This window comes from Streptomyces soli, from assembly GCF_003999195.1.
Classification (GTDB): domain Bacteria; phylum Actinomycetota; class Actinomycetes; order Streptomycetales; family Streptomycetaceae; genus Actinacidiphila; species Actinacidiphila soli.
In genome coordinates, this window is record NZ_RJVR01000360.1 from 86215 (window position 1) to 101549 (window position 15335).

10 protein-coding genes are annotated in these 15335 nt (G+C 69.8%); 5 read left to right on the plus strand and 5 right to left on the minus strand.

The genetic code is table 11. The features are described 5' to 3' along the window. The first annotated feature begins 82 nt into the window (after positions 1-82). The 4 genes from EFK10_RS44720 (at position 83) to EFK10_RS44735 (ending at position 2602) form a co-directional block, all read left to right on the plus strand. Positions 83-1249, plus strand: a complete 1167-nt coding sequence (locus tag EFK10_RS44720; RefSeq protein ID WP_206305834.1) for a YncE family protein — start codon at positions 83-85, stop codon at positions 1247-1249. A gap of 104 nt (positions 1250-1353) precedes the next feature. Then, positions 1354-1761, plus strand: a complete 408-nt coding sequence (locus tag EFK10_RS44725; protein WP_127361363.1) for an SRPBCC family protein — start codon at positions 1354-1356, stop codon at positions 1759-1761. After that, complete coding sequence (locus EFK10_RS44730) at positions 1761-2189, plus strand: MarR family winged helix-turn-helix transcriptional regulator (RefSeq protein ID WP_127361364.1); 429 nt, start codon at positions 1761-1763, stop codon at positions 2187-2189. Before EFK10_RS44725 ends, EFK10_RS44730 begins: the two co-directional genes overlap by 1 nt. Before the next feature lie 146 nt (positions 2190-2335). After that, a complete protein-coding gene (locus EFK10_RS44735; RefSeq protein ID WP_127361365.1) occupies positions 2336-2602 on the plus strand; it encodes a hypothetical protein in 267 nt (88 codons plus the stop codon). 364 nt (positions 2603-2966) lie between these two features. Here the strand turns inward: EFK10_RS44735 and glgB are convergent, their stop codons facing one another. From glgB to EFK10_RS44760, 5 genes are all read right to left on the minus strand, one after another. Then, the gene (gene glgB / locus EFK10_RS44740; RefSeq protein ID WP_127361379.1) at positions 2967-5207 is read right to left on the minus strand and encodes a 1,4-alpha-glucan branching enzyme; all 2241 of its coding nucleotides are present in this window, start codon (positions 5205-5207) and stop codon (positions 2967-2969) included. A 152-nt stretch (positions 5208-5359) separates the two neighbouring features. Beyond that, positions 5360-6799: a maltokinase N-terminal cap-like domain-containing protein gene (locus EFK10_RS44745; RefSeq protein WP_127361366.1), complete on the minus strand. Its 1440-nt coding sequence runs from the start codon at positions 6797-6799 to the stop codon at positions 5360-5362. 229 nt (positions 6800-7028) lie between these two features. After that, on the minus strand, positions 7029-8747 hold the full coding sequence (gene treS / locus EFK10_RS44750; protein ID WP_127361367.1) for a maltose alpha-D-glucosyltransferase: 1719 nt from the start codon (positions 8745-8747) through the stop codon (positions 7029-7031). Continuing rightward, positions 8744-10741 (minus strand): alpha-1,4-glucan--maltose-1-phosphate maltosyltransferase, encoded by a 1998-nt coding sequence (locus EFK10_RS44755; protein ID WP_127361368.1) that lies wholly within the window; start codon positions 10739-10741, stop codon positions 8744-8746. The genes treS and EFK10_RS44755 overlap by 4 nt, the downstream gene beginning before the upstream one ends. 352 nt (positions 10742-11093) lie before the next feature. Then, a complete protein-coding gene (locus EFK10_RS44760; protein WP_127361369.1) occupies positions 11094-12311 on the minus strand; it encodes a S8 family peptidase in 1218 nt (405 codons plus the stop codon). Between the two features lie 277 nt (positions 12312-12588). On the opposite strand from EFK10_RS44760, the gene glgP reads away from it, so the two are divergent. Next, positions 12589-15234, plus strand: a complete 2646-nt coding sequence (gene glgP, locus EFK10_RS44765) for an alpha-glucan family phosphorylase (protein ID WP_164836437.1) — start codon at positions 12589-12591, stop codon at positions 15232-15234. Positions 15235-15335 lie beyond the last annotated feature (101 nt).

The following is a 15335-nucleotide window of genomic DNA, read 5'->3' on the forward strand; positions in this document are numbered from 1 at the left end:
GTGCGGATGAAAGGACAGTCCCATGGACATACGTGGCAGAAGCGGATGCGGACGAGGTCGCCGGGCAGGATTACTGGCCACCGTGCTGGCGGCGTTGAGCCTCCTGCTGGCCGGCCTGGCCCCGGCCGCGACCGCCGACAGCGGCTCCCTGCGCGACGTCGTGCTGGTCGGCAACAGCTCCGACGGCACGGTCACCCTTCTCGACGGCCACACCTTCAAGAACCTCGGCTCGATCAACGTCATCCCCGACAAGCAGGCGCTCTTCGACAGCTGGGACATCTTCCGCAAGGCCCTCCACGACATCATCGTGAGCCAGACCCAGGGCGAGCACTACGTCGACGACGCCCATCTCTCCCCCGACGGCCGTACGGTTTATGTCTCCCGTGGCACCCTCGGCGACGCCGCCGCCTTCGACGTGGCCACCGGCAAGGAGCTCTGGCGCACCGACATCGCGGGCTCCAAGGCCGACCACGCCGCCCTCTCCCCGGACGGCACCCGCTTCATCGTCTCCGCGATCGCCTCGTCCAAGGCCCAGGCGCTCGACACCGCCACGGGCGCCGTGGTGGGCGAGTTCGCCACCGGCTCGTACCCGCACGAGAACATGTACTCCGCCGACGGCAAGCACATCTACAACATGAGCATCGGCGTCACTTCTTTCCCCAAAGCCCTCAACTTCCTCAAGGGCACCAAGGCTGTCACTGTCGTCGATGCCGCCACCCTGAAGGTCGTCAAGACCTACACCTTCGACTACGGCGTCCGCCCGGCCGTCATCACCCCGGACGAGACGACCATGTACGCCCAGCTCTCCTATCTCAACGGCTTCGTCGAGTACGACCTCGCAACCGGCAAGATCGCCAAAACCGTTCAGATGCCCTTCAGCGACAAGGCCGCCGCCCTCAGCCCCGACGACTATCCGCAGAACTCGGCGCACCACGGCATGGCCTTCAACGGTGCCAAGACCAAGCTCTGCGACGTCGGCACCATCGACGACTACACCGCCGTCATCTCCCGTCCCGCGCTGACCACCGACGGCTTCGTCAACTACCCGACCGACGCCCTGCCCTACTGGGCCACCACCTCGGCCGACGGCAACTACTGCCTCGTGACCCTCAGCAACCTCGACCAGGTCTCCGTGGTCGACTACCGCACCGCCAAGGAGGTCGCCCGCGTGGACGTCGGCGACTTCCCGCAGCGCGAACGCCTCGGCAAGGTCGACGAGTCCGCACTGGGCGGGCTTACGGCGCCGTAGCGCCTGAGGGTGCGCGGGATTCGGTCCCGCGCACCCTCTTTTCTCGACAGATAGTCTGCGCAGAGATAGTCTGTGCATAGTCTATCAGCCATGAGGAGGCTGCCATGTGGGTGTACGAGCACAGCATCGAGACCAGCGCCGCGCCCGAGGCGATCTGGCGGCTCTGGGCCGACGTTGAGAACTGGGGCGACTGGAACGCCGACATCGAGAAGATCGAGATCAGCGGACCCTTCGCAGCGGGCGCCCGGATCACGATGACGCCCGCCGGCCAGGACCCGGTGGAGCTGAGCGTCGCCGAACTGACCGAGGGCGAGGCCTTCGTGGACGAGGCCCGCTTCGGTGAACTCGTGCTCCGGACGACGCACCGGCTGGACGGCACCCTGGTCACGTACCGGATGGAGATCACCGGCCCGGGCGCGGACGACATCGGCCCGCAGATCGGCCCCGGCATCACCGCGGACTGGCCGGAGACGATGGCGGCGCTGTCCCGCCTGGCCGAGACCCGGGGCTGATGTCCCTCAGCCCCGGGGAGAGCCCCGGATTCCTGCTGTGGCACGCCACGTTGCGCTGGCAGCGCGGCATTGCCGCCGCGCTTGGCCCACTGGGCCTCACCCATGTGCAGTTCGTGCTCCTGGCCTGCACCTGGTGGCTCAACGAGCAGGGCGAGCACCCCAACCAGCTGACCGTGGCCCGGCAGGCGGGCACCGACGTGAAGATGACCTCGCAGGTCCTGCGCACCCTGGAGGACAAGGGACTGCTCGCCCGCGAGACGGACCCGGCCGACACGCGCGCCAAGCGGCTACGGGTCACCGCGGCCGGCGCCGAGCTCGCGCCGCGGGCGATCGAGGCGGTGGAGGGCGTCGACGCGGAGTTCTTCGGACCGGTGGCCGTCGACGACGCGGTAGGACTGCTGCGGCGACTGGCCCAGCCGGAGGTCTGACCGGCCCGGCCAAGAGGTTCGCCGAGGGAACGCCTTTCGAAGCCGTAACGGTCGACAGCACAGGGCTGGGCGTTCGTTGGGCCGTGTCGTAGCCTGGCGCCGGATTTCCCGGCTCGGGGCCCATCAGGTTAAGCGGGGGCACGCTGTTGATCCTTCTGCCATACAGCTATGACGCCTTTCTTCTGGCGTGGACGTGCGTGCCCTTCGGGCTCATGGCCGCAAGGCGCCGAGGAACCTGGCTCACCAGCGCGTACCTGGTGGTGTCCCTCGGCGCGATGCTGGGCTACTGGATTCGCAATCCCGCGCCGGTGGTTCTTGGCCTGTTCCTGATGGGCCCGGGGGCCGCCATCGCGGCCTTGAGGCTGATGGCGCAGTGGGCTTTGGCCTCCATCCCCCGACCTCGCCCCCGCTAGGCCCTGTCCGACAAATAGCGCCGGCCGCCCCGGAGGGCGGGCCGCGCGGCGTCTGGTGCGTGTGATCGCAAGGCGGTGGGGTCCTCCCCGAGCCGCCAGGTGGGGGAGCGTCGCGGGGCAGGCGGGATGTGACAGACAGCGCCTAGGGCCTGTCCTGCCGATCTCCGTGGGAGAAGGAGCGGGGTCTGGCGCCTGTGATCGCAAGGCGCCGGACTGCCCTCGTAGCGGAGCTACGAGGGCAGTCCGGCAACGCCGCGAGCGCTGGTGCCTGGGGGCACTCCCCCAGCCTTCGGCCGGGGGGACCCCCACCCAGCCGCCAGGCTGGGGGAGGCACGCGACGCCACGGAGATCGGCCGGACAGGCCCTAGGCCGGCCGCAGCCAGACCGTGGCCAGCGGCGGCAGCGTGAGCTGGATGCTGAGGGGGCGGCCGTGCCAGGGGTGGGGCTCGGCCTTGAGGGGGTCGGGGTTGGTGACACCGCTGCCGCCGTAGTGGGCGGAGTCGGTGTTGAGGACCTCGCGCCAGGCGTCGGCGGTGGAGCCGGTGTCGGGGACGCCGACGCGGTAGCCGTGGCGGACGACGGGGGAGAAGTTGCTGACGGCGATGAGGGGATCGCCGGAGGCGTCGTACCGCACGAAGGAGAAGGCGTTGTCCTCGGCGGCGTCGCCGTCGAGCCAGGCGAAGCCTTCGGGTGAGGTGTCGAGCTGCCACAGCGCGGGGGTCTCGCCGTAGACGTGGTTCAGGTCGCGGACGAGGTCGCGTACGCCGCGGTGGTCGGCGGCGGCCGAGTAGGTCGGGTCGAGCAGCCACCAGTCGGGGCCGTGGTCGTGGGACCATTCGGCGCCCTGGGCGAACTCCTGGCCCATGAAGAGGAGCTGCTTGCCGGGGTGCGCCCACATGTAGCCGAGGTAGGCCCGGTGGGTGGCGCGCTGCTGCCACCAGTCGCCCGGCATCTTGCTCACCAGGGCGCCCTTGCCGTGGACGACCTCGTCATGGGAGATCGGCAGGACGTAGTTCTCGCTGTACGCGTAGACCATCGAGAAGGTCATCTCGTGGTGGTGGTACTTGCGGTGGATGGGCTCGTGCTTCACGTACTCCAGGGAGTCGTGCATCCAGCCCATGTTCCACTTCAGGCCGAAGCCGAGGCCGCCGAAGCCGGTGGGGCCGACGAGATCGGTCGGCCGGGTCACGCCGTCCCAGGCCGTCGACTCCTCGGCGATGGTGACGACGCCGGGGCAGCGGCGGTAGACGGTGGCGTTCATCTCCTGGAGGAAGGCCACGGCGTCCAGATCCTCCCGCCCGCCGTGGACGTTCGGGGCCCACTCGCCCGCCTCCCTCGAGTAGTCGAGGTAGAGCATGGACGCGACGGCGTCGACCCGCAGACCGTCGATGTGGTACTCCTCGCACCAGTAGACGGCGTTGGCGACCAGGAAGTTACGGACCTCGGTGCGCCCGAAGTCGAACTCCAGCGTCCCCCAGTCCGGGTGCTCGCCCCGGAAGGCGTGCTCGTAGCAGTGGGCGCCGTCGAAGTTGGCCAGCGCCCAGTCGTCCTTGGGGAAGTGCGCGGGCACCCAGTCCATGATGACGCCGATACCGGCCCGGTGGAGGGCGTCGACCAGGTACTTGAAGTCGTCCGGGGTGCCCAGCCGCGAGGTCGGGGCGTAGTAGGACGTGACCTGGTAGCCCCAGGAGCCGCCGAAGGGGTGCTCGGCGACCGGCATCAGCTCGACGTGGGTGAAGCCCAGATCGCTGACGTACGCCGGGAGTTGCTCGGCCAGTTCGCGGTACGTGAGCCCCGGCCGCCAGGACGTGAGGTGGACCTCGTAGACGGACAGCGGGGCCTGGTGGATGGGGACGCTGCCGCGCCGGGCGAGCCATTCCTCGTCCCGCCACACGTGGTGCGAGGCGGCGACGATCGAGGCGGTGGCGGGCGGGACCTCGGTGCGGCGGGCCATCGGGTCGGCTTTCAACCGCCGTTCGCCGGCCGGGGTCGTGATCTCGAACTTGTAGCGGTCGCCCTCCTTGACCTCGGGGAGGAACAGCTCCCAGATCCCCGAGGAGCCGAGCGAGCGCATCGGGAAGCCGGTGCCGTCCCAGTAGTTGAAGTCGCCGACGACCCGGACGCCGTGCGCGTTCGGCGCCCACACGGTGAAGCGGGTGCCGGTGACGCCGGCGTAATTCATGGGCTCGGCGCCGAGGGCGTGCCAGAGCTGTTCGTGGCGGCCCTCGCCGATGAGGTGCAGGTCGAGTTCGCCCAGGGCGGGCAGGAAGCGGTACGGGTCGTGGACCTCGTGCTCGCCGTCGTCGTACGTCACGAGCAGCCGGTAGTCCGCGGGGATGTCCCGCAGCGGGAGCACCGCGCCGAACAGGCCGTCGCCCTCGTCCAGCAGCTCGGCCCGCAGCCCCAGCCCCTGGGCGGAGATCGCGACGCCCCGCGCGTACGGGCGCAGGACCCGGAAGACCACGCCACCCGGCACCGGGTGCGCGCCCAGCACCCCGTGCGGGTCGTGGTGGCCGCCGTCCAGCAGGCGCTGCCGCTCGCCGGAGTCGAGCCGCGGCGCGGGCCGTACGCCCCGGGTCTGGGCCTCGGCGGTGGGCGCCGGCACCGGGGCCGGGGTCGCGGACCGTACCGGCAGGGGGGTGGTGGTGGCCGGTCGCGGGGCCGTGCCCGACGCGGGCGGACGCTCGGACCCGGCGGGGTCGTAGCCGCGCGCGACGGCTTCCGGCTGGGATCCGGGGCCGGGTTGCAGGCGATCGGTCACGATGAGGTCCTCCCTGGAGGGGATTGCGCGAGCCGTTGGACGGCAGACATGGGGATCGGGAGCCAGGCAGGGCGGTGCCGGGCCTCGTAGAGCACTTCGTAGACGGCCTTGTCGGTCTCGAAGGCCCGTATGACGACCGGTTCGTCACGTGGATCGGTGCCCGCGGTCTCGGCGTAGCCCGCGCAGAAGGCGGCCCGGTTGCGGTCGGCCCAGTCCGCGGCCCCCGCGGCGGTCGGGTCGCGGTGCCGTGCAGCGTAGTCGAAGGACCGCAGCATGCCCGCCACGTCCTGCACCGGCGGTGCGGGCCGCCGCCGCTCGGCCAGCGGCCGGGCCGGCTCGCCCTCGAAGTCGATCAGGACCCAGCCTTGCGACGGCGTGCGCAGCGCCTGCCCCAGGTGCAGGTCGCCGTGGATCCGCTGGGCCGCCAGTACGACGCCCCGGTCGCCCAGCTCGGCCAGGTCGTGGAAGGCGGTGCGCAGTTGGGTACGGAAGGGCCGCAGCGCCGGGACCGCCAGCGCGGCCGCGTCCAGCCGCTCCGCCATGGCCGCCGCGAGCACCGCGATCTGCGGCCGCCGCAGCGCCGCCTTGGGCATGGCTTGCGCCAGCGCCAGGTGCACGTCGGCCGTGGCCCGCCCCAGGGCGGCCGCCTCCCCGGCGAAGTCGGCCCCCTCGTCCACCGCCTGGAGCGCCAGCTCCCAGGCGTCCTTCGACCTGGGCAGATACCTCTGCAACACCCCCAGCGTCGCGGGCTCCTCGTACACCCCCACCGCCTCGAACCACGCCGCCGGTGCCGCCACCCGCCGCGAGCCCGCCCGGCCCAGCGCCAGCGACAGTTCCAGGTCGGGGTTGGGACCGGGGGCCACCCGGCGGAAGAGCTTCAGGATGAACGTATCGCCATAGACGACGGACGTGTTGGACTGTTCTGCCGTGGACAGCCGGGGCGCGAGCCCGGCCGGGATCTCGCCCCCGTCCTCGCAGCCGAAGCGCAGCTCCCCGGCCCGCCCCGGAGCCCGCAGCCGCTCCAGCAGCACACCGGCCAGCCGGGGATCGTACAGCGCCTCGTAGATCGTGAGCCCGTCCAGCGGGCCGCCGACCGCGTGGCCGATCAACGCGGGGGCGAGCGGCGGCGGGAGCAGCGCGCGGGTGCCGAGGACGAGCTGATAGCACTCGGGGCGCTGGTCGGGCTGGTGGACGTCGAGCAGCAGATGCAGCATTCCCGGGGCTCCGATCCGGCCGTCGCCCGGCAGCAGCTCGGTCGCGGACACCAGCCCGAATCCGGTGATCGGCCGGCCCTTCCCGGCGAACCACCGCTGCCGGGGCAGCCACTCCCGCAAGAGGGGGGTGAGCGCCTGCAGCAGGCCCGGGGCCTGCTGCGAGGCGGCACCGAAGTGTTCGGTCGGGATTGCGGAGGAGCGAAGCCACGAGGTGTCCGACATGACGTCCTTTCCTCGGAAGCCGGAGGCCGGGGAGCCGGGGCCGGGCCTGCTGGATCCCCTTGGTAAGGGGCGAGGGATGGGGGACGTCCGACGAGGGGACCGTGTCGGACGAAAGCCATCCGCGCAGGTGGTGCAGTTGGCGTACAAAGATCCTGCGAAGACCCGGCACGGTGGAGCCTGCCCCTGCGGCTCTGCGCAAAACCGCGCAGAGCCGCTGAAGCCATAAGGATTACGCCGTGTCGCGTCGCAGCCGGAACCAGTAGAAGCCGTGTCCCGCCAGTGTCAGCAGGTAGGGCCACTCCCCGATGGCGGGGAAGCGCACCCCGCCGATCAACTCGACCGGATGCCGGCCGTTGAAGGCGTGCAGGTCCAACTCGGTCGGCTGGGCGAAGCGTGAGAAGTTGTTCACGCACAGCACCAAGTCGTCCCCCTTTCCCTCAACTGAGGGGGCCTCCCGGAGGAACGCCAGGACCGCCGGGTTGGTGGACGGCAGCTCGGTGTAGGAGCCGAGCCCGAAGGCCGGATTCTGCTTGCGGATCTCGACCATGCGCCGGGTCCAGTGCAGCAGCGATGACGGGCTGCTCATCTGGGCTTCCACATTGGTGACTTGGTAGCCGTAGACCGGGTCCATGATCGTCGGCAGATACAGCCGCCCGGGGTCCGAGGACGAGAAGCCCGCGTTGCGGTCCGGGGTCCACTGCATCGGCGTACGGACCGCGTCGCGGTCACCGAGCCAGATGTTGTCGCCCATGCCGATCTCGTCGCCGTAGTAGAGGATCGGCGAACCGGGCAGGGACAGCAGCAGAGCGGTGAACAGCTCGATCTGGTTCCGGTCGTTCTCCAGCAGGGGGGCGAGCCGGCGCCGGATGCCGATGTTGGCCCGCATCCGCGGGTCCTTGGCGTACTCGGCGTACATGTAGTCGCGCTCTTCGTCCGTGACCATCTCGAGTGTGAGCTCGTCGTGGTTACGCAGGAAGATGCCCCACTGGCAGCCGTCCGGGATCGCGGGCGTCTTGGCCAGGATTTCCGAGACCGGGTAGCGCGACTCCCGCCGCACCGCCATGAAGATGCGCGGCATGACCGGGAAGTGGAAGGCCATATGGCATTCGTCGCCGCCCTTGCGGAAGTCGCCGAAGTAGTCGACGACGTCCTCCGGCCACTGGTTGGCCTCGGCCAGCAGCACCGTGTCCGGATAGTGGGTGTCGATCTCCTTGCGGACCCGCTTCAGGAAGCCGTGGGTGCGCGGCAAATTCTCGCAGTTGGTGCCTTCCTCCTGGTAGAGGTACGGGACCGCGTCCAGCCGGAAGCCGTCGATGCCGAGGTCCAGCCAGAACCGGAGCGCGGCGAGGATCTCCTCCTGCACTCTCGGGTTCTCGTAGTTGAGGTCCGGTTGGTGGGAGAAGAAGCGGTGCCAGTAGTACTGCTTGCGCACCGGGTCGAAGGTCCAGTTGGAGGTCTCGGTGTCGACGAAGATGATCCGCGCGTCCTGGTAGCGCTTGTCGTCGTCCGCCCATACGTAGTAGTCGCCGTAGGGGCCATCGGGATCGGACCGGGATTGCTGGAACCACTCGTGCTGGTCGCTCGTGTGGTTCATGACGAAGTCGATGACCACCCGCATTCCGCGTTGGTGCGCGGCGTCCACGAACTCCACGAAGTCGGCGAGGTCGCCGAACTCCGGGAGCACCGCCGTGTAGTCGGAGACGTCATAGCCTCCGTCGCGCAGCGGCGAGGCGAAGAACGGGGGCAGCCAGAGGCAGTCGACCCCGAGCCATTGCAGGTAGTCGAGCTTGGCGGTGATGCCCTTCAGATCTCCGACGCCGTCGCCGTTGCTGTCCTGGAAGGAGCGGACGAGGACCTCGTAGAAAACCGCCCGCTTGAACCAGTCGGGATCGCGGTCCTTGGCGGGGGTGTCCTCGAAGGTGTCAGGGACGGGTTCGTTGACGATCAAGTGGGTGACCCTCCAGTCGCGGGAGTAGGTCGCAGAGAGAGGATGTGCGCGGGCGCGGGCCCTTGGCCCGGTTCCAGGCGCACATAGTTGTCCCTGCCCCAGTGGTAGGTCTCGCCGGTGAGCTCGTCGCGCACCGGGAAGGACTCGTGCCAGGCGAGGCCGAGTTCCGGCATGTTCAACGACACGGTTGCCTCGTGGGTGTGGTGGGGGTCGAGGTTGACGACCACCAGTACGACGTCGTCGCCGGAACGTTTCGAGAACGCCAGCACCGCGTCGTTGTCCACGGGGTGGAAGCGCAGGTTCCGGAGCTGCTGAAGCGCGGGGTGTCGGCGTCGCAGCCGGTTAAGTGCCGTGACGAGCGGGCTCAGTGAACGGCCCGCGGCCTCCGCCGCGGCCCAGTCACGCGGCCTGAGCTCGTACTTCTCCGAGTCTAGGTACTCCTCGCTGCCCTCGCGCACGGGAACGGCCTCACAGAGCTCGAATCCTGCGTAAACACCCCATGACGGGACGAGGGTGGCGGCGAGGACGGCCCGCACTTCGAAGGCGGAGCGGCCGCCGTGCTGCAGATAGGCATGCAGGATGTCCGGGGTGTTGACGAAGAAGTTCGGCCGCATGTAATCGGCCGCCTCCCCGGACAGCTCGGTGAGGTACTCCGTGAGTTCGTCCTTCGTATTGCGCCAAGTGAAGTACGTGTACGACTGCTGGAAGCCGATCTGCCCCAGCGTGTGCATCATCGCGGGCCGGGTGAACGCCTCGGCAAGGAAGATGACGTCCGGGTCGGTTCGGTTGATGTCGCCGATGACTTTTTCCCAGAAGACCACCGGCTTGGTGTGCGGGTTGTCGACCCGGAAGATCCGTACCCCGTGGTCCATCCAGTACCGCAGGACGCGCTCGGTCTCGGCCACCAGGCCGGTGAAGTCGGCGTCGAAGGCGATGGGGTAGATGTCCTGGTACTTCTTCGGGGGATTCTCGGCGTACGCGATCGAGCCGTCGGCACGGTGCGTGAACCACTCCGGATGCTTCGCCACCCAGGGGTGGTCCGGTGAGCACTGGAGGGCGAAGTCGAGGGCGATCTCCATGCGCAGCTCGCGGGCGCGCTCCACGAAGAAGTCGAAGTCCTCGATGGTGCCCAGGTCCGGATGGATGGCGTCGTGCCCGCCCTCCGGGGAGCCGATCGCCCAGGGTGAGCCGACGTCATGCGGGCCGGGGGTCAGCGAATTGTTGGGTCCTTTGCGGAAGGCTGATCCGATCGGGTGAATGGGCGGCAGGTAGACGACGTCGAAGCCCATCGCGGCGACGGCCGGAAGCCGATCTGCGGCGGTGCGGAAGGTGCCGGACTTCGGTGGCTTGATGCCGAGCGGGTCGACCTCCGCGCCCTCCGAACGGGGGAAGAACTCGTACCAGGAACCGAAGAGGGCCCGCTGCCGCTCCACCTGCAGGGCGACCGGCCGGGCGGCGCTGACCATCTCACGGAGCGGGTAGCGGTCCAGGAGGGCGGTGACCTCGGGCTCGTTGGCGGCGGCGTGGCGCGCCGAGGGTGAGCGCGTCTCGTCCCGCAGGGCGTCCGCGGTGGCCAGGACCACCGCCCGGTTCTTCTTCTTCGGCACTCCGGTGGCAGCGCGTTCGAACAGTTCGGCGCCTTCGGCGAGCACCAGTTCGGTGTCGATCCCCGCCGGGATCTTGATGCCCGCGGTGTGCCGCCAGGTGGCGATCGGATCGCTCCACGCCTCCACGGTGTACGTCCAGCGCCCTTCGGAGGCGGGGGTCACCTCGGCCCCCCACCGGTCAGTGCCGGGCGCCAGCTCCCTCATCGGCGTCCAGGGACCGCTGCGTCCGGACGGATCCCGCAGCACGACATTCGCGGCGACCGCGTCATGGCCCTCGCGGAAGACCGTGGCGGTCACCTCGAAGGTCTCGCCGACCACCGCTTTCGCGGGCCGGCGCCCGCAGTCCACGAGCGGGCGGATGTCCAGGACGGGGATACGGCCGATCATTGGCTCACCTGGTTGCGCTGGAAGTTGGGCGGTGGATGCAGCTGGTGATGGTGCCGGGGGCGGAAGAGGGTGATGTGCCTCAGTCCTTTTTACTTGCTTTTTCCCTGGTATGCCGTGGTGGGTGTTGGCGGGCATGGCCGCTCCTGTCCGCGTTCACTCGGGTGGACCGATGCGAGTTGGCTGGGACGAGAGAGATGTGCAGGAAGGTGTGCGCCGCACTGCGCAAGGGGGAGCCTGCCCATTGGATGACGGCTGAATACCCGGAGGGAAGGGGTACCGGGCCGTAAGTTGAGAATGCCCTGTGAATGCCCCGGAAGGCGTGACCTTCCGGGGCACTCCTGAACGGGCCGACTCACCCGCTGACCTGCAGAAGGCGGTTCGGGGTACCGAGGCCGGCGCCGGTGACGACGCCCTTGGCGGAGGCGTCCGTGAGGGCCTTGGCGACCTCCGCCGGGGCTGCCGCCGGATGATCGGCCAGATAGAGGGCGGCGGCTCCCGCGACATGCGGAGTGGCCATGGACGTACCGGAGTAGGTGTCCTTCGCGGAGTCGCTGGTGTTGACCGATGAGGTGATGTCCACGCCCGGCGCGTAGAGGTCGACGCGCGCCCCCCAGTTGGAGAAGCTCGCCTGGGCGTCGGTGGCGTCGCTCGCCGCGACGGTCAGGGCCTCCTTGACCCGGGCGGGTGAATACAGCGAGGCCGGGAGGCTGTCGTTGCCCGCCGCGACCGCGAAGGTCACGCCGGAGGCGATGGCCCCGCGCACGGCGGCGTCGAGCTGGCTGTTGGCCAGGCCGCCGAGCGACATGTTGGCCACGGCGGGCTTCTGGGCGTGCTGGGTGACCCAGTCGATGCCGGCGATCACCTGGGCGGTGGTGCCGGAGCCCTGGGCGTCGAGGACCCGGACGGCGACGATGTCCGCCTGCTTGGCCACACCGTAGGTCTCGCCCGCGATGGTGCCGGAGACGTGGGTGCCGTGGCCGTTCTCGTCGTCGGCCGTGGTGTCGTTGTCGACGAAGTCGTATCCGTACGACGCACGGCCGCCGAACTCCTGGTGGCTGATGCGTACCCCGGTGTCGATGACATAGATCTTCACGCCCGCGCCGGCTGTCGCGGGCCAGGTGTAGGACTTGTCCAGGGGTGGCGCCGGCTGGTCGATCCGGTCCAGGCCCCAGGAGCGCGGGTCGATCTGGGTGTGGTCCAGGGACACTTCGGTGTCCTGCACGACCGAGGCCACTGCCGGGTCGGCGGCGAGCCGCTTGGCCTGGCTCTCGCCGATCTTCAGGGCGTAGCCGTTGAGCACCTTGCTGTACGTCTGTTCGACCGTGCCCCCGTATCTGGCGGCGAGTTGCTTGCCGGCCACCGACGGCGCCTTGATCCCGGAGCCCTGTTTCAGGGTGACGATGTAACTGCTGCTCACGGAACCGGGCGACCCGGCGCCGAGTATTCGCCCTTCGACGACCGCGGCATGGGCGGGAAAGGTGACGGCGGACAGCGCGACCGCCGCCGCGGCGGCGGCCACCCCGGCCCCGACCCGCCGCCCCCTTCTGCTGCTGATGCGTGGGAATGGCATGACGAAAGTCCCCTCCTCAGACGTCACCGAAAGGATTTCGTGCGGGACACTCCGCACACAAGGGGCTCACGGTGGTGTAATCGGCCAAATCGCCCACCCCCACCCACCGATGAGAACGGTGTCCGGCCCGTGGTTGCACTGAGGCGGTGCCCTCCGTGCGGACGGGCGTGCGCGGGGGAGAGCTCTGTGACCAGTGCGCTCCCGCGAGTGCAGGCGCAGCGCGGCGCGCAATAACTTCAGCGGTCGATCACCGGCGGCGGGCTATACGCTGCTGAAGGTGAAGGCTATTCGTCGATTCACCGTGCGAACCGTCCTGCCCGAACCTCTACACCCGCTTCAGGAGCTGGCGCAGAATCTGCGCTGGTCCTGGCACCCCGAGACCCGTGAGCTCTTCCAGTCCGTCGACCCCGAGGGCTGGCTGGCCGCTTCCGGTGACCCGGTACGGCTGCTGGGGACCGTCTCCAAGGAGCGACTGAGCGCCCTCGCCAAGGACCGCCGCTTCCTGCGCCGGCTCGCCGCCGCGGCGGAGGACCTGAGCGACTACCTCACCAATCCCCGCTGGTACCAGGGCGCTGCCGCAGAGCCCGACGAACCCCCGTCCGCCATCGCCTATTTCTCGCCCGAGTTCGGGATCACCGCCGCCCTGCCGCAGTACTCCGGCGGGCTCGGCATCCTGGCCGGCGACCACCTCAAGGCCGCCAGTGATCTGGGCGTACCCCTGATCGGCGTCGGCCTGCTCTATCGCCACGGCTATTTCCGGCAGTCGCTCTCCCGGGAGGGCTGGCAGCAGGAGCAGTACCCCGTCCTGGATCCGAACGAGCTGCCGCTCGCCCTGCTGCGGGAGGACGACGACTCCCCCGCCTCCGTCGTCCTGGCCCTGCCCGGCGGCCGGTCGCTGCGCGCCCACATCTGGAAGGCCCAGGTCGGCCGCGTACCGCTGCTGTTGCTGGACTCGGACGTCGAGGAGAACCATCCCAACGAGCGAGACGTCACCGACCGGCTTTACGGCGGCGGCAGCGAACACCGCCTGTTGCAGGAGATGCTGCTCGGCATCGGCGGAGTCCGGGCCGTGCGTACATACTGCCGGCTCACCGGACACGCCGCGCCCGAGGTCTTTCACACGAACGAGGGGCATGCGGGCTTTCTCGGCCTGGAACGTATAAGGGAGCTGAGCGAGGCCGACGCCACCGACGGGCTAGGGGACTTCGACTCCGCGCTGGAGGCGGTGCGGGCCGGCACCGTCTTCACCACCCACACGCCGGTCCCGGCCGGCATCGACCGCTTCGACCGCGAGCTGGTCGCCCGGCATCTCGGCGACGGCGGCGAGCTGGGCGGCGTCGACGTCCAGCGGGTGCTGGAGCTGGGCATGGAGACGTACTCCGGCGGTGACCCGAACGTCTTCAACATGGCCGTGATGGGACTGCGGCTCGCCCAGCGGGCCAACGGCGTCTCGACACTCCACGGCGCCGTCAGCCGACGGATGTTCGCCGGGCTCTGGCCCGGCTTCGACCCCGAGGAGGTGCCGATCACCTCCATTACGAACGGGGTGCACGCACCCACCTGGATCGCCCCCGAGGTCTTCCGGCTCGGCGCCCGCCAGATCGGCACCCAGCGGGCCGAGGACGCGATGATGATCGGCCGGTCCGACCGCTGGGAGTCCGTCGCCGACATCCCGGACGCCGCCATCTGGGAGCTGCGGCGCGTGCTGCGCGAGCAGCTCGTCGAGGACGTACGGCGCCGCGTGCGGGCCTCGTGGCGCCAGCGCGGCGCCGGGCTGGCCGAATTGGGCTGGGTCGACGACGTCCTCGACCCGGACGTTTTGACCATCGGCTTCGCGCGGCGCGTCCCCTCGTACAAGCGGCTCACGCTGATGCTCCGGGACCAGGACCGGCTGATGGAGATGCTGCTCCACCCCGAGCGGCCGATCCAGATCGTCGTCGCGGGCAAGGCGCATCCGGCCGACGACGGCGGCAAGCGACTCGTACAGGAACTGGCGCGGTTCGCCGACGACCCGAGGGTGCGGCACCGGATCGTCTTCCTGCCGGACTACGACATGGCCATGGCCCAGCATCTCTATCCCGGGTGCGACATCTGGCTCAACAACCCGCTCCGTCCGCTCGAGGCGTGCGGGACCTCCGGGATGAAGGCCGCGCTGAACGGCTGTCTCAACCTGTCCGTCCTGGACGGCTGGTGGGACGAGTGGTTCGACGGCAACAACGGCTGGGCCATCCCGACCGCCGACGGCTTCCGCGCCGAGGACGACCCGGACCGGCGGGACGACATCGAGGCCGCCGCGCTCTACGACCTGATCCAGGGGCAGGTCGCTCCGCGCTTCTACGACCACAACGGGCAGGGTCTGCCCGAGCGGTGGATCGAGATGGTCCGCCATACGCTGACAACGCTCGGACCCAAGGTCCTGGCGGGGCGGATGGTCCGGGAGTACGTCTCCCGGCTGTACGCGCCCGCGGCCCGGGCCCACCGGGCGGTCAGCGGGGACGCGGCGCGGGAATTGGCCGAGTGGAAGCGGCGCCTGCGGGAGCAGTGGCCCCGGGTGTCCGTCGACCACGTCGAGGCGGGGGCGGCGGGCGGCTCTCCGGAGCTCGGTTCGACGCTCACGCTGCGGGTGCAGGTCGCTCTGGGCGAGCTCGATCCGGGTGACGTGGATGTCCAGGCGGTCTCCGGGCGGGTCGACGAGTCCGACCGCATCGCGGACCCGGCCGTCGTCTCCCTCAAGGCGACCGGCCGTCCCGACCTTGACGGCCGCTGGCACTACGAGGGGCCCCTCACCCTCGACCGTACCGGGCCCTTCGGCTACACCGTCCGGGTCCTTCCGACCCATCCGTTCCTCGCCAATTCGGCTGAGCCGGGGCTCATCGCGGTCCCGGCGGAATCGGAGGGCATGACGGCGGGGCTGTTGCGGTAGCTACGTGACTCCTCCCCCGGCTGAAGCCGGGGGCTTCTCGTTACGCCGGGTTGGCGTCGCGACGGACCAGCCCGGCCCGTAGAACGTTGGCGGCTCCCACG